The sequence below is a fragment of the Vibrio sp. Vb2960 genome (genome assembly GCF_033337665.1).
Classification (GTDB): Bacteria; Pseudomonadota; Gammaproteobacteria; order Enterobacterales; family Vibrionaceae; genus Vibrio; species Vibrio alginolyticus.
On the sequence record NZ_JAWORD010000007.1, the window covers coordinates 18,714 to 44,097 of the forward strand.

The 25,384-nt window shown below is 39.7% G+C and carries 21 protein-coding genes; 7 read left to right on the top strand and 14 right to left on the bottom strand.

The genetic code is table 11. The features are described 5' to 3' along the window. Positions 1 to 70: 70 nt before the first annotated feature. From R7O03_RS07655 to wecA, 4 genes are read right to left on the bottom strand one after another with little or no spacing between them, the layout of a single operon-like run. Complete coding sequence (locus R7O03_RS07655) at positions 71 to 1,186, bottom strand: CapA family protein (RefSeq protein ID WP_318131636.1); 1,116 nt, start codon at positions 1,184 to 1,186, stop codon at positions 71 to 73. Continuing rightward, on the bottom strand, positions 1,167 to 2,378 hold the full coding sequence (locus R7O03_RS07660) for an oligosaccharide flippase family protein (protein WP_274032840.1): 1,212 nt from the start codon (positions 2,376 to 2,378) through the stop codon (positions 1,167 to 1,169). Before R7O03_RS07660 ends, R7O03_RS07655 begins: the two co-directional genes overlap by 20 nt. Beyond that, positions 2,371 to 3,363 carry a hypothetical protein gene (locus tag R7O03_RS07665; RefSeq protein WP_318131637.1) on the bottom strand — a complete coding sequence of 331 codons (993 nt, stop codon included), beginning with the start codon at positions 3,361 to 3,363 and terminating at the stop codon, positions 2,371 to 2,373. The genes R7O03_RS07660 and R7O03_RS07665 overlap by 8 nt, the downstream gene beginning before the upstream one ends. A gap of 14 nt (positions 3,364 to 3,377) precedes the next feature. Beyond that, positions 3,378 to 4,463, bottom strand: coding sequence for a UDP-N-acetylglucosamine--undecaprenyl-phosphate N-acetylglucosaminephosphotransferase (gene wecA / locus R7O03_RS07670; protein WP_318131638.1), 1,086 nt, complete (start codon positions 4,461 to 4,463; stop codon positions 3,378 to 3,380). A 1,147-nt stretch (positions 4,464 to 5,610) separates the two neighbouring features. Here wecA and R7O03_RS07675 point away from each other — a divergent pair. Together R7O03_RS07675 and R7O03_RS07680 are read left to right on the top strand one after the other, a co-directional pair. After that, positions 5,611 to 6,927, top strand: a complete 1,317-nt coding sequence (locus R7O03_RS07675; RefSeq protein ID WP_318131639.1) for an MBL fold metallo-hydrolase — start codon at positions 5,611 to 5,613, stop codon at positions 6,925 to 6,927. 239 nt (positions 6,928 to 7,166) lie between these two features. Beyond that, positions 7,167 to 8,174, top strand: coding sequence for a sugar transferase (locus R7O03_RS07680; RefSeq protein ID WP_005384832.1), 1,008 nt, complete (start codon positions 7,167 to 7,169; stop codon positions 8,172 to 8,174). Between the two features lie 110 nt (positions 8,175 to 8,284). Here the strand turns inward: R7O03_RS07680 and R7O03_RS07685 are convergent, their stop codons facing one another. From R7O03_RS07685 to R7O03_RS07730, 10 genes are all read right to left on the bottom strand, one after another. Further along, complete coding sequence (locus R7O03_RS07685) at positions 8,285 to 9,049, bottom strand: glycosyltransferase family 2 protein (protein WP_213883671.1); 765 nt, start codon at positions 9,047 to 9,049, stop codon at positions 8,285 to 8,287. Between the two features lie 84 nt (positions 9,050 to 9,133). Beyond that, complete coding sequence (locus tag R7O03_RS07690; RefSeq protein WP_206949319.1) at positions 9,134 to 10,276, bottom strand: polysaccharide pyruvyl transferase family protein; 1,143 nt, start codon at positions 10,274 to 10,276, stop codon at positions 9,134 to 9,136. Beyond that, the gene (locus R7O03_RS07695; protein ID WP_262592323.1) at positions 10,276 to 11,259 is read right to left on the bottom strand and encodes a nitroreductase family protein; all 984 of its coding nucleotides are present in this window, start codon (positions 11,257 to 11,259) and stop codon (positions 10,276 to 10,278) included. The genes R7O03_RS07690 and R7O03_RS07695 overlap by 1 nt, the downstream gene beginning before the upstream one ends. Before the next feature lie 89 nt (positions 11,260 to 11,348). Further along, complete coding sequence (locus R7O03_RS07700; protein ID WP_167415636.1) at positions 11,349 to 12,659, bottom strand: flippase; 1,311 nt, start codon at positions 12,657 to 12,659, stop codon at positions 11,349 to 11,351. A gap of 25 nt (positions 12,660 to 12,684) precedes the next feature. Further along, positions 12,685 to 13,485: a glycosyltransferase family 2 protein gene (locus tag R7O03_RS07705; protein WP_213966806.1), complete on the bottom strand. Its 801-nt coding sequence runs from the start codon at positions 13,483 to 13,485 to the stop codon at positions 12,685 to 12,687. Positions 13,486 to 13,487: 2 nt separating this feature from the next. Continuing rightward, on the bottom strand, positions 13,488 to 14,324 hold the full coding sequence (locus R7O03_RS07710; RefSeq protein WP_167415634.1) for a glycosyltransferase: 837 nt from the start codon (positions 14,322 to 14,324) through the stop codon (positions 13,488 to 13,490). 15 nt (positions 14,325 to 14,339) lie between these two features. Then, on the bottom strand, positions 14,340 to 15,644 hold the full coding sequence (locus R7O03_RS07715) for a hypothetical protein (RefSeq protein WP_318131640.1): 1,305 nt from the start codon (positions 15,642 to 15,644) through the stop codon (positions 14,340 to 14,342). Next, positions 15,637 to 16,539: a Wzz/FepE/Etk N-terminal domain-containing protein gene (locus tag R7O03_RS07720; RefSeq protein WP_167415632.1), complete on the bottom strand. Its 903-nt coding sequence runs from the start codon at positions 16,537 to 16,539 to the stop codon at positions 15,637 to 15,639. Before R7O03_RS07720 ends, R7O03_RS07715 begins: the two co-directional genes overlap by 8 nt. Before the next feature lie 45 nt (positions 16,540 to 16,584). Beyond that, on the bottom strand, positions 16,585 to 19,287 hold the full coding sequence (locus R7O03_RS07725; RefSeq protein WP_318131641.1) for an SLBB domain-containing protein: 2,703 nt from the start codon (positions 19,285 to 19,287) through the stop codon (positions 16,585 to 16,587). Positions 19,288 to 19,351: 64 nt separating this feature from the next. Beyond that, positions 19,352 to 19,870: an outer membrane beta-barrel protein gene (locus R7O03_RS07730; protein ID WP_017820722.1), complete on the bottom strand. Its 519-nt coding sequence runs from the start codon at positions 19,868 to 19,870 to the stop codon at positions 19,352 to 19,354. 403 nt (positions 19,871 to 20,273) lie between these two features. Between R7O03_RS07730 and R7O03_RS07735 the strand changes: the two genes are divergently transcribed. The 5 genes from R7O03_RS07735 to rfaD all read left to right on the top strand — a co-directional run bounded on the left by R7O03_RS07735 (position 20,274) and on the right by rfaD (position 25,276). Next, a complete protein-coding gene (locus R7O03_RS07735; RefSeq protein WP_031780921.1) occupies positions 20,274 to 20,492 on the top strand; it encodes a hypothetical protein in 219 nt (72 codons plus the stop codon). Positions 20,493 to 20,561: 69 nt separating this feature from the next. After that, positions 20,562 to 21,242: a YjbF family lipoprotein gene (locus R7O03_RS07740; protein WP_167415631.1), complete on the top strand. Its 681-nt coding sequence runs from the start codon at positions 20,562 to 20,564 to the stop codon at positions 21,240 to 21,242. Further along, positions 21,239 to 21,997 carry a capsule biosynthesis GfcC family protein gene (locus R7O03_RS07745; protein ID WP_042522613.1) on the top strand — a complete coding sequence of 253 codons (759 nt, stop codon included), beginning with the start codon at positions 21,239 to 21,241 and terminating at the stop codon, positions 21,995 to 21,997. Before R7O03_RS07740 ends, R7O03_RS07745 begins: the two co-directional genes overlap by 4 nt. Beyond that, on the top strand, positions 21,994 to 24,186 hold the full coding sequence (locus R7O03_RS07750; protein WP_213966805.1) for a YjbH domain-containing protein: 2,193 nt from the start codon (positions 21,994 to 21,996) through the stop codon (positions 24,184 to 24,186). Before R7O03_RS07745 ends, R7O03_RS07750 begins: the two co-directional genes overlap by 4 nt. Positions 24,187 to 24,334: 148 nt before the next feature. Beyond that, positions 24,335 to 25,276 carry an ADP-glyceromanno-heptose 6-epimerase gene (gene rfaD, locus R7O03_RS07755; RefSeq protein ID WP_017634969.1) on the top strand — a complete coding sequence of 314 codons (942 nt, stop codon included), beginning with the start codon at positions 24,335 to 24,337 and terminating at the stop codon, positions 25,274 to 25,276. The last annotated feature ends 108 nt before the right edge of the window (positions 25,277 to 25,384 follow it).

Here is a 25,384-nt window from a genome sequence, read left to right on the forward strand (position 1 = left end):
TAAAACTGTAACATTCAAACAAGTTAACCTCATCAAATAATGAATTTAATTAACGATTATAAAACTATCACTATTTATGTTCCAACCTTCTCTTTAAGACCTCATTAAAAATCGTTCTATGAGATTGACACCTAACATTATTTAGCAAACGAGCAATCGCTATTTTTTCATTAAACTTTTTCAGCCTTAATCCTAACCTTCTAAAAATCCCCCTTTCCAATCTAGAGTGATTGAGTGCCGAAGATAGGTAGTTAACATGCTCCAACTTATAATAATTTTCCCAATACTTTTCATACTGGTGATCATTTTTAATACTATCGCAGAGAAATCTAAACCGTTTATTAAAAATATCTAAGTCTTTCCCTTCTAAAGCTAAAACTGTTGTTGAATTATTTACTTGCTTAAATGGAATGACTTTTGTATTTAAAACTTCATCATCGATTTTAATCTGTAAAGATATTCCTAAGTACCAAGTATTATTCGCCTTTTTTTTAGGAAATATAAAGTTCCCTAAGCCATAATAAATTTCTTTTCCTCTATACTCTTCCATCCCACAAACAGTATGAGTATGATGGCATAACACCAAGTCACAACCAATATCTATATAATATTTTGCAATTTTTCTAATCCATTTATTTGGCATGTCTGAATGCTCAGTCCCACCATGGAGTATAACGACTTTAAAGTCAGACTCGCACTCTGTTATCTCTTTGTAATTACAACAAGGATCAATGGTTTTTGCACGATTAGCATCATCTATTTCACAAAATTCAAATTCACAGAAATTAAAAATAGCCACTTTATGACCATTAATATCTAAAAACTTATAGTTAGAGGTACCATTTACTTCAATGCCCTGATAAGTTATTTCATATTTACTCAAAACGGATATTGTGTCTTTTATACCTTCAATTCCATAATCACAAATATGGTTGTTGGCTAAAGTCACATGATTAATATTAAATATTTTAAATATATTACCCGAATCGAGTAATTTTATATTTGGTCCAACTTTAAAGTTCGTTTTGTTTGATTTGGTTATAGGTGCTTCTAAATTGACTATATGCGTTTTAGCATTCTTATAAATTTTTAATAGTTCATTATTACCATTATTTTCTGTTATAACTCCGTTTGAAGGGAAAAAATCGCCAGATACAACTATATATTCATATTTTTTTGTAGACATAATAAATATAACCAATATTAAACAATAAACCCAAAAGGGAAAAAGCTATAGTAGCACCTAAATATCCGACACTAGAAAAATACATTAAAAACACGATTAATATACGAGAAGTGATATATGTAATCTCATACAATAGCGCAGATTTTTGAATGTCTATTATATTTACTAGAGCATTGGCAGGAGCATTACAAAAAAGACCAATCCCCCACAGTGAAAGTGCAGACATTATATATCCAGAAGCTTGCCACTCATCGCCAAAAACAAAACCAAACAAATAAGGTGAAAAAATAGCAACAGCAAGAAATACAGGTAAAGATATTTTAATTAACGTAAATACCGTTTTCCTGTATAGTTTTTTTAAGGTTGAACGCTCTGAAGATAAACGAGCAGCTTCTACAATAAAAACATCTCTTGTAGATTTCCCTATCAATGCACATGGAGCAAGAAGCATTCTATTTGCTAGGGCATAGAGCCCTGATATAACAGGTCCATACAATGCTAACATTATCAATATGAAAACATTTTGGGAGATAGCATTGATAAATGACGCTGGTGTTTGATAGATTATTATTTTTTTACATTTATAAAAACAGAAATATAGTGACTTTTTATTAAATCTTATTAACTCTATTATTTTTGCATGATATACCACATAAACAGATGATAATAAAAAACTAATCGTGTATGCATAGATCAAGTTATTAACGTCAGCTCCAAAAAAATAATACAACGAAATTTGTAGCGTAACCATAACTGCAGCTTGTAGAACTTTAGATAAAGCTAAACATTTATAATTCTCATGCTTATTAATAACAGATGAAAATAATATATAAAATGAAAAAGACATCATCATTAAGATCACAACCATTAATTTTTCGCTAGAAAACCCATTGATTTCTTGATAAGAATAATGTATAACTTTAAAGATAATAAATAATAAAAGTGAAAATAGTGATAAAAACGCTAATGCAGTTGACAGTATACTTCCTATTAAGTTTTTATCTGAAGCCAGAATTCCATACTCTAACCTTAATGTTGATATAGAAGATAGTATAATAGAAATAGACAATACTGATCCGTAAATACCAAATAATTCTGGATTATACAACCTAGTTACAAAAGGTAGAGTTCCTAATACTATTATTTGTGCAAATGCATTCCCAAATAGAACTTTGATGATATTTTTAAACATTTCTAATATTATCTACAATGGAGCTCGCGATTAGTTCTTCTAAAGTTGTATCATTTTGCATTTCAAGCCAAGAGTCACCGTCTTTTACATAATAGCATGGCGCATTCATTTGCGTATATGGACCAAAATGAGCACATTGATATTCGATACACTCAAAACCTCCACTATGCTCTACGACATCAATAGATACATAAGGAGTATTCAATGCATTTTTAAAATTTAGTGCAAAATTAAGTAAATCTTTGGTTGGTTTAATAAAATCAAACTTCCCACTTCCACTAGCTCTAAAGTCATTTTCTCTTGTCCCCCTTTTGAGAACAAAAACCTTTTCACCGAACACTAACACCTTGAAATCGTGCAATAAATTGGGGATAAAGTCTTGTATTACATAAGGCTCTCTCCATCTGTAATAATTCCATTTATTTTCATTCTCAATGGATTTTTTTAATCTAACTTGAAAATACGCCCTCGCAAGGTATCCAATTCTTTTAATGCCTATTTTCTTAAAGTGATTTAATCTTAAGAAGCTTATTAACTCTCTACCACTTTCAATAAGTTTCACACCACCACTACCCGCTCCACCAAGAACTTTTGCTACACTACGTTCTTTTATATTTATACTTTCTATATAGTAATGTTGATTGACATATGGAAGCCCAATCAATTTCGCCAACTCTCCTTGATAACCTTTATTATCATGTGCTTTTATGAGTTGTCTAGATGGAATCAAATTATTTCTTTTGTCAAATTTTAAATCTAAAATATCATCTAAGAATGCTTTTACATTTGGGTTTTGGTGACTACCACAAACATAGTATGTTTTTTCTTCAACTTCATGACTAACTAACTCTTGAAATGTTAACGTTGAAACACAAAAGCCATACCTTTCTAATGAGGTTTTAATTAGTCCTATATCCATAGTCTTAAATGTAGGCAAACTTTGTCCAAAGTAACCTTCATGGTGAAGTAATATTATTTTCTTCATACCTAACCTTAATTTTATAAATTTATTTCTTCTTGTTTTAGAAATGTTTTTTTTGTCATCTTATTTACAAATGATGAAATTTTCCAGATGTAGGAAATCGACATAAAATAAAAAGAAAATGTGAGTAGAAATGCAATAAACATTGTAGATTCTTTAATACCAACAAAATCAGACCATAAACCGATAGCGGCACAAATTGATGCCATCGAACAGATGAAAATTAACGTTGCACCTGGTGAAAGCCCAATACGTTGGCAAATATGGTGTAGATGTTCTCTGTCTGGTTGGAATGGTGACTGACCTTTACGAACGCGACGAATCATAATGGTTGCCATGTCCATCAACGGTAAGGCAATTAACCACAGCGCTGTAACTGGCTTGAAAGCTACAGCTCCTGGCTCTTGTGTGCCGCGAATCAGCATCCAGACCACGGTAAAGCCGATAAACATACTGCCTGCATCGCCCATGAAGATCTTAAAGCGACGACCTAGTGGGAAACCTAAGTTCAGGAAGATATAAGGGAGCATCGCAGTCACGATCAATAAACAGATCGTGGCTAAATATTCATTTCCGTTGTAGGCAAACACAATACCTAATGCTGTAAAGGTGACCGAGGCTAACCCGCCCAGCAAGCCGTCTATGCCATCAACCATATTAAATGCGTTAATTGCGCCTATTACCGCAATAACGGTGATCACTGCGCCAGCGACTTCATTAAGGGCAATGGTTTCGCTCCCCATCAAGTAGCCTAAATCGTGTAAGCTGTGGCCTCCGATGTAAATCATCGCAAGGGATATTCCGGCTTGGATAATAAGACGAATTTTGAAACTTACATCGTAGTAGTCATCTAATGCGCCGAGCACTATAAGCACAGCCGAACAAGATAAGTAGAGTGATAGGTTGTCATTCATTGGTAGGAACAGAAGGAACCCGACCAGTATAGTAGAGAAAATGGAGATGCCTCCTACAAGGGGTACTACTCCTTGGTGGAGCTTTCTTGCATTGGGTTTATCTACTAGACCTACGCGCTTAGCAACTTTGCGCATAACAAAAAGTAGAACGAACGACAAAATAAATACAAATAAATATGCATTATTCATGGTAGCCAACTGTGTTATTAAATAAGTTTGAGGTAAATCTATAACGCATCCGACTGATTCCCTTTACGGATTCCATTGCATCACAGGTCCGATACTGCTGATTCTTGCTTCGCTCGTATCTAGACACGCCGAACTCTAAGAATGAGCAGGTGATTTTTTGGCGTGACAAAACCACATTAGCCAACGTGGGTTGTAACGCATTGCAAACGCTAATTTCTAATATTGAATATGTAAGTAACTGAGTTCCACCGACACTAGCTCGTGACGGTCATCGGTTCTCAGCCTTTTATAGGCAGGCCAAATACAAAGATGAATACACTAACTAACGGTTTGGGCCGGTAGTTATGTACTTCTATAAACCTAGTATTTGGTTTTGATAGGTATGAGAAATGGAGATTTAAATTGTAACCTATGCCTAACCAACATTTGCTCGCCACTTTGTTAGCTTTGAGCGTCCCTCTGACAAAAGGGAATTACATAAATTTGTAATAGTTCTCGTTTTTTATAAATCAATCTTGCCAGAAATGCACTTAGGTGCTTATTATTATTAAAAATTATCTTGCTTGGTCTCTCTTCTGTTAGGAAAGAGACTAACAGATGATTTGGGCACGCTACCGCCCCTAGGTCTGGCTCCTAGAAGCAAGTTTTATACGTAGTGTTTAATGGTTGCGTTTCCAAACAGGAGTCGAATTGTATAGTAAACACGTTGCAACTAAAAGTAGAACGTGTAAAAAGCTTGCAAAAAAATGTCTTTTTTCTGACACTTAACTCGCCATAAACGTGACGCTTTTTTTGTTGGCTTACTAATTATTAAACTCCTTCCGGCATAGCTGATGTTTGTATAGCTAGCGCGTTAATCTCAGAAGTCTAAGTGAAAATAGTTGCAATAATATGAATTGCATCACAACAGGTTGCAATGCTACACAGTCAAATTTATGACGAATATCTAAGTCTCTCTAAACTTTCGGTTTTGCTGTTTTCTTACTCTCATTATCCTTGCCTACAATACGCTCACTTATTCACCACTTTCTGCTTACCTTGTTCATTGCGCGATTGACTGAGCCGTCTTTACGTCGCGAGGTGTCGCTATATATGAAAGCAAATACTCGTAAGCGTGGGTTAACAAAGGAAAAGACGTCGTTTCGTTATGAAAGTACTGCACCACGGTGGGAAAAATACGGTTACTGGCTCTTGTCACGAGCTCGTATTACAAAATGGAAGTGTGCTGATCGACTGTGGTTTGCTACAAGGTCAAGATAATGCTCAGCAGGAGAGTTTGAATATCGACTTTTCTATCTCTGATCTCAAAGCGGTTGTTCTAACCCATTCTCATATCGATCATATTGGTCGGCTACCTTGGCTATTGGCTGCAGGTTATAAGGGGCCTATCTACTGTACGGAAGCCACCGCTGAGCTCGTACCGCTTATGTTAGAAGATGGATTAAAGCTCCAGTTAGGCATGAGGCGCCATCAAAGGAACAGCTTGCTCGATTTTATTCGAACGCTTATTCGCCCTTGCTCTTACTCCCAATGGATAGAGATAGAAGAACATACCTATCTTCGCTTTCAACCAGCAGGACACATTTTAGGGTCTGCATATGTTGAGTTTCATTTATCAAACAATGAAGTTGTTGTGTTCTCAGGGGATTTGGGACCTCGTAACACGCCTCTCCTACCTGACCCGGTATCGCCTGAAAAAGCTGACTATTTGTTTATCGAGTCAACATACGGCAATAAAGTTCACGAAGATGTTGAGTCTCGCAGTAGGCGATTGCTTTCAATTATTGAGCATGCACTTCAGGATGGTGGCGTAATTGTTATACCTGCTTTTAGCGTCGGGAGAACTCAAGAGTTACTGTTTGATATAGAACAGCTTATTCATGAGCACGCCTTGCAAGATTCTCTGCCTATTATTCTCGATTCTCCTTTGGCTAAAAAGGTAACTACTACCTATCGGCAATTTAAAAAGCTTTGGGGAGCTGAAGCGAAAGAGCGGCTCGAGCATCACCGACACCCTCTTGCGTTTGATCAATGTATTACCGTAGAAAGCCACACTGACCATTTAAAGCTCGTCAATCGACTCGCGAGCACGGCAGAAGCTGCTATCGTGGTTGCGGCCTCTGGTATGTGTGAAGGTGGACGTGTCGTCAATTATTTAGAAGCATTGCTGCCAGATAAAAGAAATGATGTGCTATTTGCAGGCTATCAAGCAGAAGGGACGTTAGGTCGGCGAATTCAGGATGGAGAAGAGAACATACTGATTGAAGGAAGGCGCGTTAGAGTGGAGGCTCAAGTACATACCATGTCAGGTTACTCTGCACATGCGGATAGGGACGATTTAATACAGTTTGTTTCTGGCATTCCTACTCCTCCGAAAGAAGTTCACCTTATTCATGGTGAACAAGAGTCGAAAAGATCGCTTTATCAACAACTGATAACCCTCGGATATAACTGCGTTATATAGTGAAATGAACAATCATTTAATTTCGAGGCAATATAATATATCGCAAACATAGTTTTTCGAATTCATTGATATAATTTCGTTAAGATTCAAAAACAAGTCATAGACAAGGACTCAGGTTCAAGAAAATTAACAAAGTTATGAGCATGTTCTGGATTAAGGGATATAATTTCTATACGAAATAAATTATAATCGCCGACTTGTAAGCAATTGGCTAGTCGATAACAACTTATTCCATTCCTATGACAGACAGTATGAGCGACACGCTTCAAGAACGAGAAGCTTCTGAATTAACTAAGCATAATTCTATCAGCATAACATCAGCATTGGACGAGTTATCCGCAAGTGAATCAAATGCTTGCCTTTATATCTACTGTCCAAAAGAAGACGAAGCAAAAATTGCTCAAGTGCTTAAGAGGCATCCTGAGATTAACGCTCAGGTTAATAACTATGCTCTTAGAGACTTCAAGAGCAAAACGCTTTGCCACTTCAAAAGCTCGCATCTAGATCCTGAACAGCAAGCATTTCTTGTCGCGGCGACAGAGCTAGGTGCTTGGGTTGAGCCATTGGTGAGCTATTTTGACCGTTCACTCGGATATACTGAAACTGAGCTTTTGCACAGCGGCTACTTCTTACACCAAAAAGCTTTTTCTATCCTTTCTAATCGCAAGAACAGCTGGCAAAAACGCTTCATCGATCTGTTGTTTGTTTTCATGCTGTCATGGGTTGCTATTCCAGTAGGGCTTATTACGGCACTACTCATTAAGCTTGAATCGCCAGGTCCGGTATTCTTTAAACAGCGTCGTACCGGCCAGTATAATGAAGAGTTTGAAGTGATTAAGTTTCGCTCGATGCGGAACGATGCAGAAAAGAACGGAGCCCAATGGGCAACAAAAAATGACGCGCGCGTAACGAAAGTCGGCTGTTTTATTCGTAAAACTCGCATTGATGAGCTCCCTCAGTTAATCAACGTACTAAAGGGAGAGATGTCGATGGTTGGCCCTCGCCCAGAACGTGAAGTGTTCATCTCTGAGTTGGAAAAAGCCATTCCTTACTATCGCTTTCGTCACGCCGTTAAACCTGGGGTCACTGGCCTAGCTCAAGTAAAATATCCTTACGGCGCATCGGTAGAAGACGCTATTTGGAAGCATAAATACGATGTCTACTATATCAAACACCAAAACTGGATGATGGAAGTGAAGATTCTTTTCCTTACAGTCAAAACGGTGTTATTTGGGATGGGTCGCTAAAACACGGCGAAGTTAATCGAACGGATCACAGGTATAAAAAAGAGCAGCGCCTTACGGTCGCTGCTCTTTTTGTGTGTATATTCTGTAAGCTCTATCGAGGATTAAGGAAACTAAGATTTGCGCTTAGTTCGGTGTTTCATCGTACCTTTAACGGCGTAGACAGAAAATGTAAATAGGCTTCTTGGCAAGCTCAAGCCTACTACGTCTCTGTAGAACTTCCATTGATATGACAAAACGCTAAATTTGTTAGCTGTCATACCACTATCCATCCGATACTTTGCTAATGGCTTAGGTAGACAGTACGCTTTAGGAGTATCTTTCAGTATATCTAACCACAATCCCATATCCTGACGTTTACGAATAAGAGGCATATAGCGCTTACCGAGTGCCTGTGTATCATAAACGGCGGTCAGGCACCCGATAACATTACTGTACATAAGTTTTTTATACGTTGTATATTCGGGAGCAGTTACAACACTCAGCTCTTCTTCACTAGTAAAACGGCTGTAGTGAGTGTATGTGAGTGGGTAGTTATTCTCCAGCATGAATGGAATTTGCTCTGCTAGTTTGTCTTCTGTCCAAAGGTCGTCAGAATCCAAAAAAGCAATAAATCGCCCTCTTGCTTTTTTTATAGCAAAATTCCGGCTCGCTCCTGCACCCAGGTTTTCTTTGTTCTGATATACACGAATGTTATCGTATTTATCAGCATATGTTTGAATGACTTGCCAAGTATTATCGGTAGATCTGTCATCTACTATTATAAGCTCCCAGTTTTTATAAGTTTGGGATAGTACACTTTGAATGCTTTCTAAAATGGTGCCATCAGAGTTATATGAAGGCATGATTATAGAAACAAGGGATTGGCTCTTTTGCATTATACTGACTTTTTAATCATCCATACTTATACAAGTTAATTAAACTAGAGGTTATCCCCAGAACACTTCTGAGGATAATTGCTATCATTTAATTTTCTTAAAAATTTCATCCCACATTGCTTTTGTTTGAGCTTTGTACTCAGCAATTTTAGTGTTGTAGCTCTCTTCTTTTACCGTCGAGATAGATGAGTTTAATGCAGCCTTGAGCTCTTCTTTTGACCATTCCGGCTTTGCTAAGAACTCGGCACGGTTGTATTCAGCAAAAAGGTTCTCGTACTTATGGCTCCAGCTCGTACCTACACAAGGAATACCTTGAGTTAATGCACTTACACAGCCATGGAAGCGAGAGCAAATAATGCCTCGGCTTGAGCCAATCAAACCTTTCACTTTTAAAGGATTAGTCTCTTGAATAATTTCAATCGGATGAGGAGTTGCCGCTTTGACTTTTTCACAAAGCTCGCCATCGTGTTTGCCTTCATGGTTTAAAAGTACTGGCGTGTAACCTAGCTCGACAATGTTTTCCACAGACTCTACTAAGAAGTCTAGGTAACGTGATTTCCAAGTCGTATTTGTATTGCGCTCGTTTACCATGTTGTAGTTAGGGATGATAAACACAGTGTTGTTGTATTTCGCGTAATCTTCTTCAAGCTCACCTTTCACTAGGTTCGTAAAGTCAGGCGCAATTTTTAACTTGGATGTATCTTCAAGGTGAGGTCGAATACCATCAAAGCTGCTCTGCTCGCGAGCAAAAATCAATGCCGCTTTACTAAAGCCATCTTTTACTGCTGCTTGTTTTTCTGGGTCAGCAAACGGGCCTAGTGCTTGAGGCATGAAAATGAATGTTTTGTTGTGTTTTGCTAGTCGCTTAACTTCTTTAGCTACCGCTTCTAAGTGTTTAGTCGGCCATTGATCACCATAAGCAAAACCAGATGCATCCAGCACCACATCCACATCTGCTTCTGTCACAATACCCCAATTGGTTTTTAGCCACTTTCTAATTTTTGTCGGTAGGTGGTAAGACAACTCGTTTAAGTCCAAAAAGCGCTTTTTCAAAGACAGTTTCTGATAAGCGTTGACCTCAGCACGCGCTTTATATGGCGAGTTACCATTAGGTGCCAAAACAATCTCTGCACTCGGATCAAACTCATTCAATTTTTGAATAACAGCGTGCAACATAAGCTCCGCGCCTTTGTTAACAAATTGAACACCTTTAATTTCAACGATCATTATTTCACTACCTTTATTAAATCTGAGTTGTCTTTTTTGTGAGAGAACGGGATAAAGCCTTCTGGGTCTGCATAACCTACTGACATCAGCATAACCGTACGTTCGTGAGACTCTAAGCCTAGCAGTTTTTCAAGTCTCTTTTCACGGTCTTCTACATCTGGCCAGTTGATCATACAAGAGCTTAGCTCCATTGTTTCCAGTGCTAGAGCGAATTGCATTGCCACCAATGAACCATCAATGTAAATAACGTGACGATCTCGCTCTGCTGGGTATGCAGAAAGGTCTCCAACGATAGCAATAATCATTGGGAAGTTATGCCCAAAACCAACAGTACCCATAGCGCTATCGGCAACTTTATTCACCATGTCTTTGTCGGTTACAACATGAAACTTAAATGGTTGGCGGTTACATGCAGAAGGCGCTTGTTTTGCAATTGTCATTGCGCGCTCGATCTTCTCCATTTCAACTGGCTGCTCAAGGTACCAACGGGTTGAGCGGCGTTGTTTAAACAGTTTTTCTAACTGCTCTGTTGTAATTTCTGAAACTTCACTTGCGTTTTTCGCATAGGGAATTGAACGCATCGTTAGCTCATCTAGAGATTGAACTTTCTCTAAACACGCGAAGTAATCAACTTTTGCTTTATCAATATCAGTGTCTTTACCCGCAATTTCAAAGAAATGACTAATTACGCTCACACACCAATCCAACTCTTCTTTATTAAGTTGTTGGTTGTTGCAAGCAACAACAAAAGCGTCAACGGTTTCTTGAATGTAACGAGTAGCAAATACGTCTCTTCTTGGACGCATAATCAAGCCCTTTTCAAGACGGTGTACATTTCGTCTTAAAAGAACTCGACTGTCTCTCGCTTTGGCATTGTCATCATGGTACTTCAAACTACCTTTCAGAACCGACTGGTGCTCTCTGTAGAACTGTGTGCTGAAGAACGTGTAGTAAAGAGAAGAGGTAAATCTGGTTTTTGACATTGTACGGATCAAGCCTGCTCTTGTATTTTCAATGAACGTCTTAATACGATTTTTTGTATTTTTACTTAGAAGCTTCAATAACAGGCTTTTCATTTAAATTTCCTAATACAGTATGTTGCAGGCATAAATACAGATTTGGTCATAATTAACGCCATAATTTGTGTCTTTGGATGGAACCAAAGAACGAAATAACTCGCGCTAGCATATGAGATAAGTGTGGCAATTGCGGCGCCCTCTCCTCCAAACTTAGGGATAAGGAAGTAGTTGAGCACAACGTTAACAATTGCTGCGATACCATGAGTAAACAAAGAGAACTTTAGCAATCCTTCGGCTATGAGCCATTTGCTCAATAATGCGCGCATAAAGATAAAACAACCAGCCCAAATATGAATGGTTAGAATAGGTGCAGCTGGGGCATAAGGCTCACCAAAAGCTAGCGGCACAAGCCATCCGCCCAACAGTGACACCGCGATAGCGATCACTATCGCCATCCAAAGCAGTACACCGCATAGTTGTTCGAGCTGGAAGTTGTATCTTTCTTTATCATCCCGAGCTTTTAGCAATTTAGGAAAGAAAGAGGTCGTTAAAGCCAATGGGAAGAAATACCAAACTTCAGACAAACGAGCAGCAACAGAGTAGATCCCGAGTTCTGTCGCTCCTATCATTTGGCCAATCATTAACTGGTCTATTTTAAGATAAACAACAGACATAAAACCAGATAACACCAACCATTTAGATTGATCCAGTAGAGACAGGGCGTATGGTTTGTTCCAAGAAAAATGTTTGAGCGTTACGGCTTCAGAAAAACGTTTATTGTAGTAAATATAACTAGATACATACAGCACGCCGCGTATAACAAGCTCAATAAAAAATACCCAGATAAAGAAACTAAGCTCGGCTTTGAACAAAATACCAACTAATTTAGCAACGCTAGAAATTGTCAATGTTGCTACTCGAATAAAAACGAGATATTTGGATGCTACTTCAGCTTGAAAGTAAAACTCAATAACGTAAAGGGCAGATGAAATATTTATAACTGCAGCAACAATCAACCATTTCGGATCGACGAGCTCTATAGAACTCTGCCAAATCAAAATACCAATAACAGCGATCGTTGCCCCAACGACCCCACCGATCACTCGTAATAAAAATGATGAGCACAGCACCTCGTACTGGCTGCGTCCATTTACGATTTCTCGCGTAACAAGAGCATTAAGACCAAGAGAGGTGAAAGGAGCTAAAAGAGCTAAAAAAGAAACAATAAAGTTATATTGACCAAACTGTTCAGGCGCTAAATATCTAGCTAGGAAGATATTTATTAAAAAAGTAATCGCTAAAGTTATTATTTTTTCACTAAATAACCAAGCTGTATTTCTCAGTGCTTTTTTTGTTGAGTTCATTTTTTAAACTACTTAATAAACTTGGTCATGATAAAAAATAACCTTTATATATATCGCGCAACGCTAACAGCTTGCTATAACGTATCTTTTTAAAAGATTTCAAAAAAAACGCAAAGTTGAGTACTAAACTCAAGCTACCAAAGATTTCTCGAAAAGCGATACCTCTAGCCATCATCTCATTGCTGTTTTTTATTTCTTTACCTGATGACTCTAGTGGATGTCGAGTAATCACTTCAGGAACAAAACCCAACTGACATCCAGATTTCCTCAATCGACTCAAGAATACTGGTTCATCACAAAGAGGGTATTTAGCGCCAGCCCCAAGATTTTCAGGAAAAGTGAGATGGGACTTGTCTATTAATACAGAGGCTTTAACTGCAATCTCAATCGTTCCAACTTTCAAGATGGAGATATTATTATGTTTAAATTCTTTGTCTGCATAGTTTTTGATCAACCTGCTCCCCGTTAGGTCTGACACAGAGAAAGTCAAAACTTCGTAGTCATTCCTCGAAAAAGCCTGAACAACTCTCTCGTAAGCAAGTTCTTCTAACTCAACATCATCGTCAAGGAAGAAAACATAACTTGCATCATTTGGAATGTGCTTTATCGCTAGATTTCTACTTTTTGCCACACCAGTTTCATCTGAAAATACAGAAAACACATCGCTACGGTGTGAGATTTTCTTGAGAAATTCGTCTTGAGTGGACTTTGAGGTGCACTGGGAAACGACAACGTAAAACACTTCTTCCCTCTGCTTCAGAAAGATGTCAGGAACGTTGAGCAATCGATCACCATAAGCAGCAACTAAAAACGTAACCTTTTCCATTTTTACTTTCTCAAATTTCGCTGCTTCAAGAAAAGTGAAAGTGCAGACTTGTAGTTATCACGAGAAATCAATCGAACCATAGTCAAAAGAGGGAGCATTTCTCCTGTCACCTTGTATCTCATGATTTCCATTGATTTTTTATGAGCGGCATTCATTTTGTTTTGATGCTTATCGAAAAACAGTTCAAAACCTCTCGTTTTACGATCATTCGAACTTGAGATTCTCTCACCCGCATGCTCGGTATTTAGGTAGTAGTTGTATTTATCAATTTTGTAACCTTTACCAAATCGGTCTACAAGCCTTACCCAAGTGTCGTAATCTTGAAATGCTGGCATCGCTTCGTCAAAACCGCCAATAGCCTTTAGCTTAGCAACGCTGGTTAACATCTGGTTTCCAACCAAGTTTTGATACATTAGGTTATTCAGCTCAAACTCACCTTGCTCGAACCCAAATTTTCGATGAATTTCTTTGTCTGTGGTAACTTCAATAATGTTTGCACAAACTAGAGAATACTTGTCCTCATAAGCATCGACTAAATCGTCTACACGGGATACCCCAAAGTAGTCATCATCGTCCATACCTGTAATCAACTCACCCGATGCAGCGTTCAATGCAACATTTCGAGAGTAACAAGCGCCTCTCCCTTCATCGTTTCTGAAGTATTTTAATGGATAAGTCGTTTGCATCTGTTTAATTACACCTTGGGTATCGTCTGTTGACGCATCATCTACCACGATAACTTCGATGTTTTTGTAAGTTTGGTTATAAGCAGATTCAATTGCTCGTTTGAGCAGTTGACTTCGATTATGAGTAACAATATAAATAGTCACTAATTTCATATTCAACTCTATTATTTATTTTTTACTAATTAGTTTTTCTGCTCTTTCGAGCTCTGCCAATTTATAAATACATAGTATTAAAAATACGACCCAGGTAAAGTGAGTACTAAGGTACTCAGAGCGATAAGTAGATGCAATTAGAAGATGAAAGGTTAACAAGCCACCAAGAAAATACTTTGTAGAGGTAAATCCATACTTAAAGCAAGGATAGAACAGTGACATGAAGAACGTAAATATCATAAGGACACCTATCGCTCCACTTTCCCAAAACATGTCTAAGATATAGTTGTTAGTTATCCTAAATAAGTAATCTTCACTCTTCATACCAAACTCATCAAGAACAGACATTGTGCCAAGTCCGTGTCCAAAGATAAGCTGTGTGTAGTTTGACTCTGTTATTAATTGAACAAAAGATATCATAAATTGGCTACGAGAAGATCCACCAGAGGCTTCTGTCGACATCTTATAATAGATAAATTCAATTAAAATAGTACCTACGTATATTAGAAATAGTACTAATACCATGACAAGAACAAGTATGAAAAAGTGACTTATTCTTGTTTTACCCGTTAGAACTGTTTTTAGAAAAGTAAATACGAATACAAATCCTAGTAATAGGACAAAGTTTACATATGCCCCACCAGAGAAAGAGAGTATTACAATAACAAATGATAACAACAATAACGCTATTCTTGAGAAGCTATGTCTTACCAAAAAGCTAATAAGAATCAGGGACTCCATTAGGATGGGTGATAAATAGTTTGGCTCTTCAGCGATCGAAGTCACACGAGAAGGAAACACAGTTCTCAAAGCTGCAGGGACACCATGCATCCAGTCTCGTGTTTCAATAAAGAATGGGATACCCAAGAATTTACCAATGACTTGCCAGTAACCAAGAGCGATAAAAGCTAGCGTACTTAGCAAGGCTAATTTCATAAATTTCTTTAAGGAAGACTCTGTTGCATTCGAGAACCAAAGAAGAAAGATAAAAACATTCAGCATAAGAGAAAAAAATGTAAACATCCTGCCTATGATTACAGATTTCAAATATTCAGCCACCAAGTAATCTCGGCTAATTAATATGCTAAAAAGTGAGATAATAAAAACGGATAAAAATGAAAGGCATACGAATACAGGGTACTTTTCAAACCTAAATGTTCTTGAAGTAATTAAGTAGTATGAAAATGCTAATAGTGAGGAAAGGAATAAAATAACTAAGAAGATTTTATTCCATTGTGTTACGGATAATGGCGCAAATAATGCAAAGAGGCACATATGCGCCTCTAATAGTTTTTTCGGTGCTAGATCGACGCTATGCATTTTTTCTTTTTACTGCGATTCGAATTAATGCAATGAATATAGAAAGAATTCCGCCAATCAATGTACCTAAAACACAAATAATTGCCCTACTAGGACTGTCCTTTTCTTCTGGCACTACTGGGGGGTCAATCATTTCGAATATGTACTGGTCTTGAGCCTCCGCAAGCATTAGTTTTTTAGTTTGCTCCTCGATGAGCTGGTAAAAAACATTCTGCATTTCGGAGAGGTTCGTTAACTTCAATTGCTTATCCAAATATTCAATATTCTTCTTAGCTTGGCCAATATCTTTATTCTTCATCCATTCATTCAGATCAGAGATCAACCATGATAACCATTGCTCTGCTAACTCTGGAGACTGATTTGTTAATGAAATAATTGTAGCGCCACTCACTTTATTAAAATCAATTGATAACAACTCGTTAAAAAACTTGATTGCTTCAAGCCTAGTGGGCTCTGGCTGCTTTCCTTCACCGACAGTACGCGTCCAAACACCAGTTGATTCATCGTATATTTCAGGGTCGATAATAATTCGTCTTGCAGATGCATCCCAGCTATCAATTGCCATTAACGGAATTAAGATATCGTGTCGCTCAATAAAAGAGCCTAAAAAAGCTCTCGAACGCAATGCTTCCAATGCGATCGCTTGTTTTGAACTTTCCTTCCCACCAAAGCCCGCTAAAGCAGCTAAGCCACCTAATTGCCCCATTGCGGAACTTGTTGAATTATCAGTAACAGGGAACAACACTGCTTCAGATTTATAAATGTTTGGTTTTGAAATAGCAAACAGCACTGATGCCACTGCAAAAGTGAATGTGATTGAAATAATCAACCATTTCTGTGTCCAGAGTAACCGAACTAGTTCACTAATATCCACTTCGAATTGATTCTTTTCCATTATATCAAGGGGGATTACTCCCCCGTCTCTCGATTTTGTTATTTATTACTTAAGTGCGTTAATCGCTACACCTGTTTGATATAGGATCTGTGTCGCTGCTGTCCAAGTACTTAGTGCATCACGGTAGTCGGTATCAATTGGCACAACAATAGTATCGCCTGCTTTTAACCCTTCTTTATTGTTTCCGAACCAATAACCTGATGAAGGCTTGTAAACAGAACCATCCGCACGCACTACAAAAATACGGTCTTCGTCCGCTTGTTTCTTAGCTCCACCCGCTTTGTTCAAGTAATCATCAACATCAAGTTTGTTGTCTAACAAGTAGGTAATTGGAACCTGAACTTCACCCATAATCGATACAGTATTGCGGAAGGTTGGGACAAAAAGGAAGTCTCCATCTTCTAGCATAAAATCTGCTGAACGCTCACCCTTTAAGATGCGATTTAACTGTACCACCATACGCCCAAGTGCTTTGCTGCGACTTGCTTCCTCAACAAATGCTAGTGTTTTTTCTGGGTCTGAAATTACAGAGCCCATATTACTATCGGCTCGGAACGTCTTCTTCGCTGTTTCTTTACGCATATCTGCTGCATATTGGTTTAAAAGCTTCTGCTCTTGTAAACGCAATGCTTCACGCGTAAATATTGCTCCTTGAGGATGAGCAAACTCTGTCAGACCTCCAGCTCGGTCCAATAACTCACTTAAGGTTTCACCTTGACGCACGGTATAGGTTCCTGGGAAACGAACTTCACCCTGTAAAGTGACTGTGCTTTGTAGCTTCACATTTGGCTTTTCTAAGATGTTCAAACGATCTCGCCCCACGATAACTGCATCGTCCGAAGCACTGCCTTGAATTGCTTTACGCAGATCAATACGTTCAACATCAATATAAGCACGTTCATCCGCACTATTAATCGCAGTTCGTGCTAGTTCTGCATTAATTGTAAATGCGTTGTAAGTCAAACCACCAGCTGCTTCAATAAGCGTTGATACCGTCATTCTTGGAGTAATCGGATAACGCCCTGGGTGCTTGACTTCACCAAAGACTTCAGCAATTTGAGGGGCTAGTCCCAAACGAGACTGTTGCTGAAGTTGTAACAACACAGGGGCAAGTAAAGTGCGACGAGTATTTTGCTTCAGCTTTTCAAAGTCTTCCTCTGTAATCTCTTTACCACGGAAAATGATTTTAGCTGGTTTCGCCTGCTCTGTGGCGCTCGGGTTGTTCAGCGTACCGTTTGCTGAATGCGAAACGGCAACAGAAGAGCTCATCACTTCTTGCTCTTTCTGTTGTTCCAGCTCAGCTTGCTCTTGCGCTTGCTCCAATGTTTTTGCTTTTGAAACAGCCTCTTGTGTTGCCAATGTATCCAAGTCTTCGTTATTAAAGCGGTTGAAAACCAATATACGATCTCGTGATTGTAACTGGAGGTTGTCTTGGCTACCTGGTGATAGAATTGCGTTGGCTAAGCTTAGTTGGAACACTTCAATATCACGTTGCGGATTAATCTCTCTAACCACAACCGCATAGTTAACATCAGCTGTAGAATTAAAAGCTGAGTCAACAGATTTGAAAAGATCAGCAACACGAAGACCATTGCGCCATTCCACATAGCTAGGATGACGAACATCTCCCTCTATCTGTACGTAACGAGTAAGCTCTTCGCTTTTTTTCAAGATCTTGATGGCATCGCCATTTTTAACTTTACTCTGTCGATCTTGCGTTTTATTGAAATCAAGCGTCAGAGCCTCACGAGCGCCATGTGAAGCGTAGCGTTTTATCTCCAATTGCTCGACATGGGCATTCGCAGTAAAACCACCAGCCATCTGAATAAGTTGCTGGTATGTTTCACCTTGCTTGACTTCATAAATTGCAGGGCGGTTGATTTCGCCTTCTATAGACACTGTATCGTTAACAGAACCAATTAAAACAACATCATCCGGTAGCAAGCGCACATCATTACTTGCATCACCTTTTAGTAAAAGGTCATACATATCCAACTTACGAATGATTTTACCATCACGCTTTAGCTGGATATCTCTCAGCGCCCCACTTTCACCAAAACCGCCGCTGTAATAAATAGCTTGTGAAATTGTCGTTAATGCGCTAACCGTGTAGGCACCAGGCTTATATGCATCCCCCATTACAAACACTTGCATGGTGCGTAATTCACCCAATGAGATATCACTGCGCACACCAATCATTTGCTCTTTTACACGTTGCGTTAGAGAGTCACGAACATCAGAAAAGTGCATGCCAGCAACATTTACCGGCCCAAGTGAGGGGAAGTTGATTGTGCCCGCACGATTTACGCGTAAACGATGCGTTTCATTCTCCTTACCAAACAACTGCACAATGATTTCATCACCTGCACCCACGGTGTAATTTGCTGGCACAGGAACATCACTGATCGGAGCAAAGGTGCTTGGAGAACCAGCAAAAAGATCTAAACCAAAGCGTTTAAGCTCTCCCTGCTCACCTTTTTTGAGCCATTGTTCTTCGATATTGGAAGATACAGCGCTACTAGCTTCAGTTCTAGGTTGGATTACTTGCGGATTTTCGTAAGGAGACTTGTTTGAAGATGAACTAGAAGGAATGGAGAAACCATACTTACTCGCCAAGGCCTTTTGTTGGTCGGCGGGTAGGTTTTGAAACATTTTCATTTGTTCTGGAGTGGGTGTTTGTGCCATTGAATAAGACGCAAACGTACTTGCCAATATAAAAGCGGCAATAGAGAAATATCCTTTAAACATGGTATGTCACTATAATAATTGAATAAAAGACCCTAGCCCCAAGTTTGAGCTCTAGGTATTTAAATTAGAAACGGTGCTGAAAACCCAATGTAATCGAGTTAAGGCGAACTTGGTCTTCAGAGACGTTATCAACGAACTCAAATATCACCGCGCTTTGGTTATTTAAAGCGTAGTGCATACCTAACCCAAAACTAAATCCTTGTTCTTTGTGAGAACCTACATTTTGTAGATCAAGCTGAACGCTTGAATACCCAGCTAAACCATAAAGTGCAACTCGCTCTGAAACCGGCATATTCAACTTAACAAAGCCGCTCAAAGCGCTATCAACGGCAAGACCACTGTCACGTTGAACTGATGTCCCATAACGCCCTTCTAAGCCGATATAGTCATTAAAGAAGTACCCTGCTTGCGCACTAAGAAGGAAAGGACTCCCCTCTTTTACGGACTCAGAAGACGAGCTTTTCAATTCTGCATTTGAGTAGCTCACTAACGCACCAGCATAAAAATCGGCTGACGCTGAAAAAGAACTCAGGCTCAAGCCCAGTGCACCAAGTATTCCCAAACAATGCTGCTTTCTTATCACGTAAAAGTCCCTAGTACTGGTAATAATATGGGCTGCCAAAGCAAAGTTAAGCGTGCTATGCAGGCCATTAAATACTGAAGAGTTGGCACGCTACCGCCCTGAGGCGTTGAGCGTAAGCCACTGTATCGCTTTCTATATGGTGTAAGTAAAAACGACCTATTTCCTCCAAACCTCTAGTTCTGGAGGAAATAGGCCGACAAATTATGCACTCTTGATAGTTTATCAGCAAGCAAGGGAGCAAGATAACCGCGCAATGTCACGCTGGTGTTAGAAATGAGATCGAAAGCCATGGCAAAATAAGAAACTATTTACATGCTAAGGCTTTTTTATCTAGAATATAATTTGGAGCATTTTTATGCTACCAAACATCGATGTTTTTATACCGGATACACAAGGATTAATAATGAAGAATACAGCTCTAGCTATTCTTATGGCTCTAAGCGCAACAACTGCATTTGCAGCAGAAGAAGCAGGCTCAACAGGCACAGCTTCTGCGTCAGCAACTGGCACGACAGCTGTAGGTGTAGGCGCAGCAGCAGCAGTAACTGTAGTAGCAGTTGCAGCGTCAGATAGCGACTCAACATCTACTTCAACATCTACTTCTACTTCTACTTCGAACTAATTTCGTTTTGTAGAACAGAAGCCAATCGCCCTGAATGACTCAGGGCGATTTTATTTGTAAGAGGGAATAATGAATATCTTCCGAATACCTAAATGGATACGCCAACTCCTCATTCTTCCACTACTCCTTGTACTCTTTGGCTGCACACAGAAATTCAATGATGTTTCAGCAACCGTCCAAGAAGCCTACGGTAACTACATTGATATCGAGATGACACCAGAAGAAATCAATGCTATTCCATATGCCAGTGCCTATTTGAAACTTGGAAATCAAAAACAGGTGTTTGTTGTTTTAGCTTTTGCGGAACAAAACCAACTCAGCGGCAAAAAACAACTGAAATGGGTAAGCGCCGATAAAGCGATGATCGTTACAGAGAATGGGCACATCGTCAAAACGATTGGTCTACAGAGTGGGGACTTAGCAGGTGTTTACGGTGACGTTCCAGATTTTTCTTTAGACTCAACCTCTGTCAACTACACACTTTCATACGATTGGGCAACACAATACCGTTATGGCTTTCCTGCAAATATAACGCGTTCTTACTCAGGCCAAGAAACGTTAACAACACCTATTTCTAGCACTATGACCAACGTATATAAAGAAGTTGTTGAGTTTAGCAGTCTTTCTCAATCGGTCGAAAACTACTATTGGGTCAATGAACAGGGTCAGGTCGTTAAAACCTTACAACACCTAGGGCCAAATATGATTCCGGTTGAGTTAACCATTTTGAAGGGATATAGCAAATCATGAGCAAGCAACTACTCACATTATTCGTTTTGGTCATGCCGCTTTTGAGCATGCCTAGCTTCGCTCAAACAGAAACCTCTGCTATGCAACCATTAAATGTTGAATTGCTAGAAGCAGGCAAACGGCTACAATTTCAAGGGCCGGCTCGTTTAGAAAATGTGTTAGCACTTGCTAGGGAGCAAAGCGTCTCTCTGCAATATTCTCTTGGTACCACTTTGTTTGATAAATCGGAACACGCCGAGAAAACCTCTACCGCTTTAAAGAACTCGGTGCTCAATCAAATGATTCAACACAATTTGGTCGCACATCCATTCTACAAGTTCATTCAGAAGCAAAGCTTTGCACCACGCTTACTGTCTGCGATTGATGTTGATAAAATTCGACTAGATAAATTCGACAACCCACTGTTGCGCGGCGATTACCTGCTCGCTAGCCCTCTACGCGAAGAAAAAGTGTATTACTTAGGAAACCTAAGTAGCGTGTATTCCGTTAAGGCGCAAGCAGGCATCCCTTTGCAAAGACAAATAGAGAATTTGAAAAATAACATTGGTGCGTTATCAACACCGCCAGTGTTGATCTACCCAGATGGTCACGTAGTTAAGCCGCATCACGGAGCTTGGTTAACGACACAATATTACTTACCACCTCTGACATTGGTATATATTCCGTTTGGTGATCTTGAATACTCCGAAATGGACCAAGATATTGTCCGCCTACTCACTCAATTGATACCAAACTCCACAAAGAGACCACAATGATGCCAATTAGAAAAAGCTTAACCCTTTCTTTAATGGGCCCTGCATTGGTTTGGGCTCAAGATATACCCTTTGAGGCTCCCTCGCTACAGCCTTCTCAATCTGATTTTGGTGGTGTTGGTTTAATGCAGATGCCAACCGGACGTATGGCTCCTGAAGGGGAATTCAACTTTTCTGTAACAGGTAGTGATGAGTACCTTTTTTACAATGTGACTCTGCAGCTTATGCCGTGGTTAGAAACAACCATCCGTTACACTCAAGTTAACGACCTGCCTTACTCATCATCCTTACCCGATGTTGATAATGAATACACAGACAAGGGGATAGATTTTAAATTTAGATTATGGGAAGAATCTGAATACATGCCAGAAATTGCCCTAGGTGTGAGAGACTTTGCTGGTACCGGCCTTTTTGATGCTGAGTTTATTGCAGCGACAAAACGATATTCTAATTCGAAATTAGGTACTTTTGATTTTACTTTGGGTATGGGTTGGGGCTACTTGGGAACCAGAGACAATATAACCAATCCATTTTGCAAAGCATCAGACAAATTCTGTGAACGTTCTGAAGAGTTTCTTGATTCTGGAGGAACAACTAATTTTGACAGAGCTTTCAAAGGGCCTACGGCTTTATTTGGTGGTATAGAGTTCCAGACGTTGCACGCTCCTTTACGATTTAAAGTTGAGTACGACAGCAATGATTATTCTACAGACTATGCAGTTGTGGGTGCAGATGTTGATATGAAGCCCCACACACCATGGAACTTTGGTGTCCTCTACCGTCTAGGCATGGCCGATTTTCGTTTAAGTTATGAACGCGGCGATACTTTAGTAGCAGGCTTAACGCTAAACACTAATTTCAATGACATGCCATCATTCTGGCGAGACACACCAACCCCAGAAGTGGAAGATAACCAACCCAAAGAACTGTCTGATGTTGATTGGGAACGTGTAACAGAAGATTTAGACAAAATTGCTGGTTATCGAAACACGCGTGTTTATGTTGATAACAATACAGTAACTGTCGTTGGTGAGCAGAAGAAATATCGTGACCGTACAGAGGCACACGAAAAAGCGGCAGCTGTACTCCATAATGAAATGCCTGACGATATTGATACCTATGCGATCAATGAACGTAGCCGAGGCTTAGTCGGCGAACAAACGATTATTTCCAAAGAGAAATATCGCGACTTTGCCCAAGTTAATTACATCAATCCGAAAATAGAAGATGCAACCTCAAGGGCTACAACTAAGCCAATGGGAGAATCTGTCTACGATGGTTTTGAACGTTTTGATTGGGGCTTTGCACCTAAACTAGTTCAAACTCTCGGAAACGCTGAAGATTTCTATCTCTTTAGTGTAGGGCTAAGCGGTAATGCCTCATATTGGCTGACGGACAACCTTGAAATTGGCGGTTCGTTATACTGGGATTGGTATAACAACTACGATAAGTTTATTTATGTCACTCCACCTGATGGCACTACTGTTCCTCGTGTTCGCACCATGTTCCGCGCTTACCAAAATGAACATGCTGTAACCATGTCAAACTTACAATTGACTTGGTTCCAAGAGTATTCCGATACGATGGATCAGCAATTCTACGCGGGCTATCTGGAGAGTATGTTTGCTGGAGTCGGTACCGAGTTTCTTTACCGTCCACAAGGAGCTAACTGGGCGATTGGCGCTGACGTCAACGTAATTTCTCAACGTGATCCACAAAGTTACTTCGGTGTTTACGATGAGAAATGGCAAAACGTGCCAGAATATGGACGTCCGTTCCAAGTTATTGATAAAGGCTTCACTGGTTTTGTATCTGGTTACTACTACCCTCAATGGGAATTCCTACAAGATTTGATGATCCAAGTCGATGTTGGTCAGTTCCTAGCTGGTGATGTTGGTACACAAATCAATGTTTCTAAGCAGTTCAAGAGTGGCGTAATTGCTGGTGCCTTTGCGTCATTTACAGACTTGTCTGCGGATGAATTTGGTGAAGGTAGCTTTACCAAAGGTTTCTACTTGTCGATTCCATTTGACATCATGACCGTTAAGCCAAGCAACAATCGTGCGAACTTTAGTTGGCAGCCTCTTACTCGTGACGGAGGACAGAAACTCGGACGTAAATACAGCTTGATTGAGTTGACCGACGAGCGAAATCCTTGGTATCAAAGGCCTAACCGTTCGGATGTGGAATAATAAAGTAATCAAGGGAGCTGCGGCTCCCTTTTTCATATCTAGATACTGAGTCATAGAAGACTCAAACCTATCTTCCTGCTTCCAATAGCGCTACTTTTCGTTTCTTGCTAGAATTCCTGAGAAAATTTTAATCTATGGTGGAAGTTCTATGATCATCGTAACTGGTGGCGCTGGCATGATCGGCAGCAACATTGTTAAAGCACTAAACGAAGCTGGTATTAACGATATCCTGGTTGTCGACAACCTAAAAAATGGCAAAAAGTTTAAGAACTTAGTTGATCTGGACATCACAGATTACATGGATCGTGACGACTTTCTGACCCAAATTATGGCGGGCGATGATTTTGGTCCGATTGAGGCAATTTTCCACGAAGGTGCTTGCTCTGCAACGACTGAGTGGGATGGTAAGTACATGATGCTAAACAACTACGAGTACTCTAAAGAGCTGCTTCATTACTGTTTAGATCGCGAGATTCCATTCCTATACGCTTCTTCAGCAGCCACTTACGGCGATACAGATACTTTCGTTGAAGAACGCGAATACGAAGGTGCACTGAATGTATACGGTTACTCGAAACAGCAGTTTGATAACTACGTTCGTCGCCTATGGCAAGACGCTGAAGAACATGGTGAGACCCTTTCTCAAATCACCGGCTTCCGCTACTTCAACGTATATGGCCCACGTGAAGACCACAAAGGTAGCATGGCATCAGTTGCGTTCCACCTAAACAACCAACTTAACGCAGGTGAAAATCCTAAATTGTTCGCGGGCAGCGAATCATTCAAACGCGACTTCGTTTACGTTGGTGATGTCTGTAAAGTAAACCTGTGGTTCTTAGAAAACGGCGTATCAGGCATTTTTAACTGTGGTACTGGCCGTGCTGAATCTTTTGAAGAGGTAGCAAAAGCAGTTATCAAGCATCATGGCAAAGGCCAAATTGAAACCATCCCATTCCCTGAGCACCTAAAAGGCGCTTACCAAGAATTCACACAAGCGGATCTGACCAAACTGCGCACCGCAGGCTGTGATGTTGAATTCAAGACAGTTGCAGAAGGCGTTGCCGAATACTTGACTATCCAAAACAGTTAAGCACCACAAGGTGGTAGAACCATAACCTGCCACCTTTACTCAAATGCAATAGCCTGTATCATTCCTAACTATCTTTTTTCTCATTTAAACCACTTCGCCCGTACACGA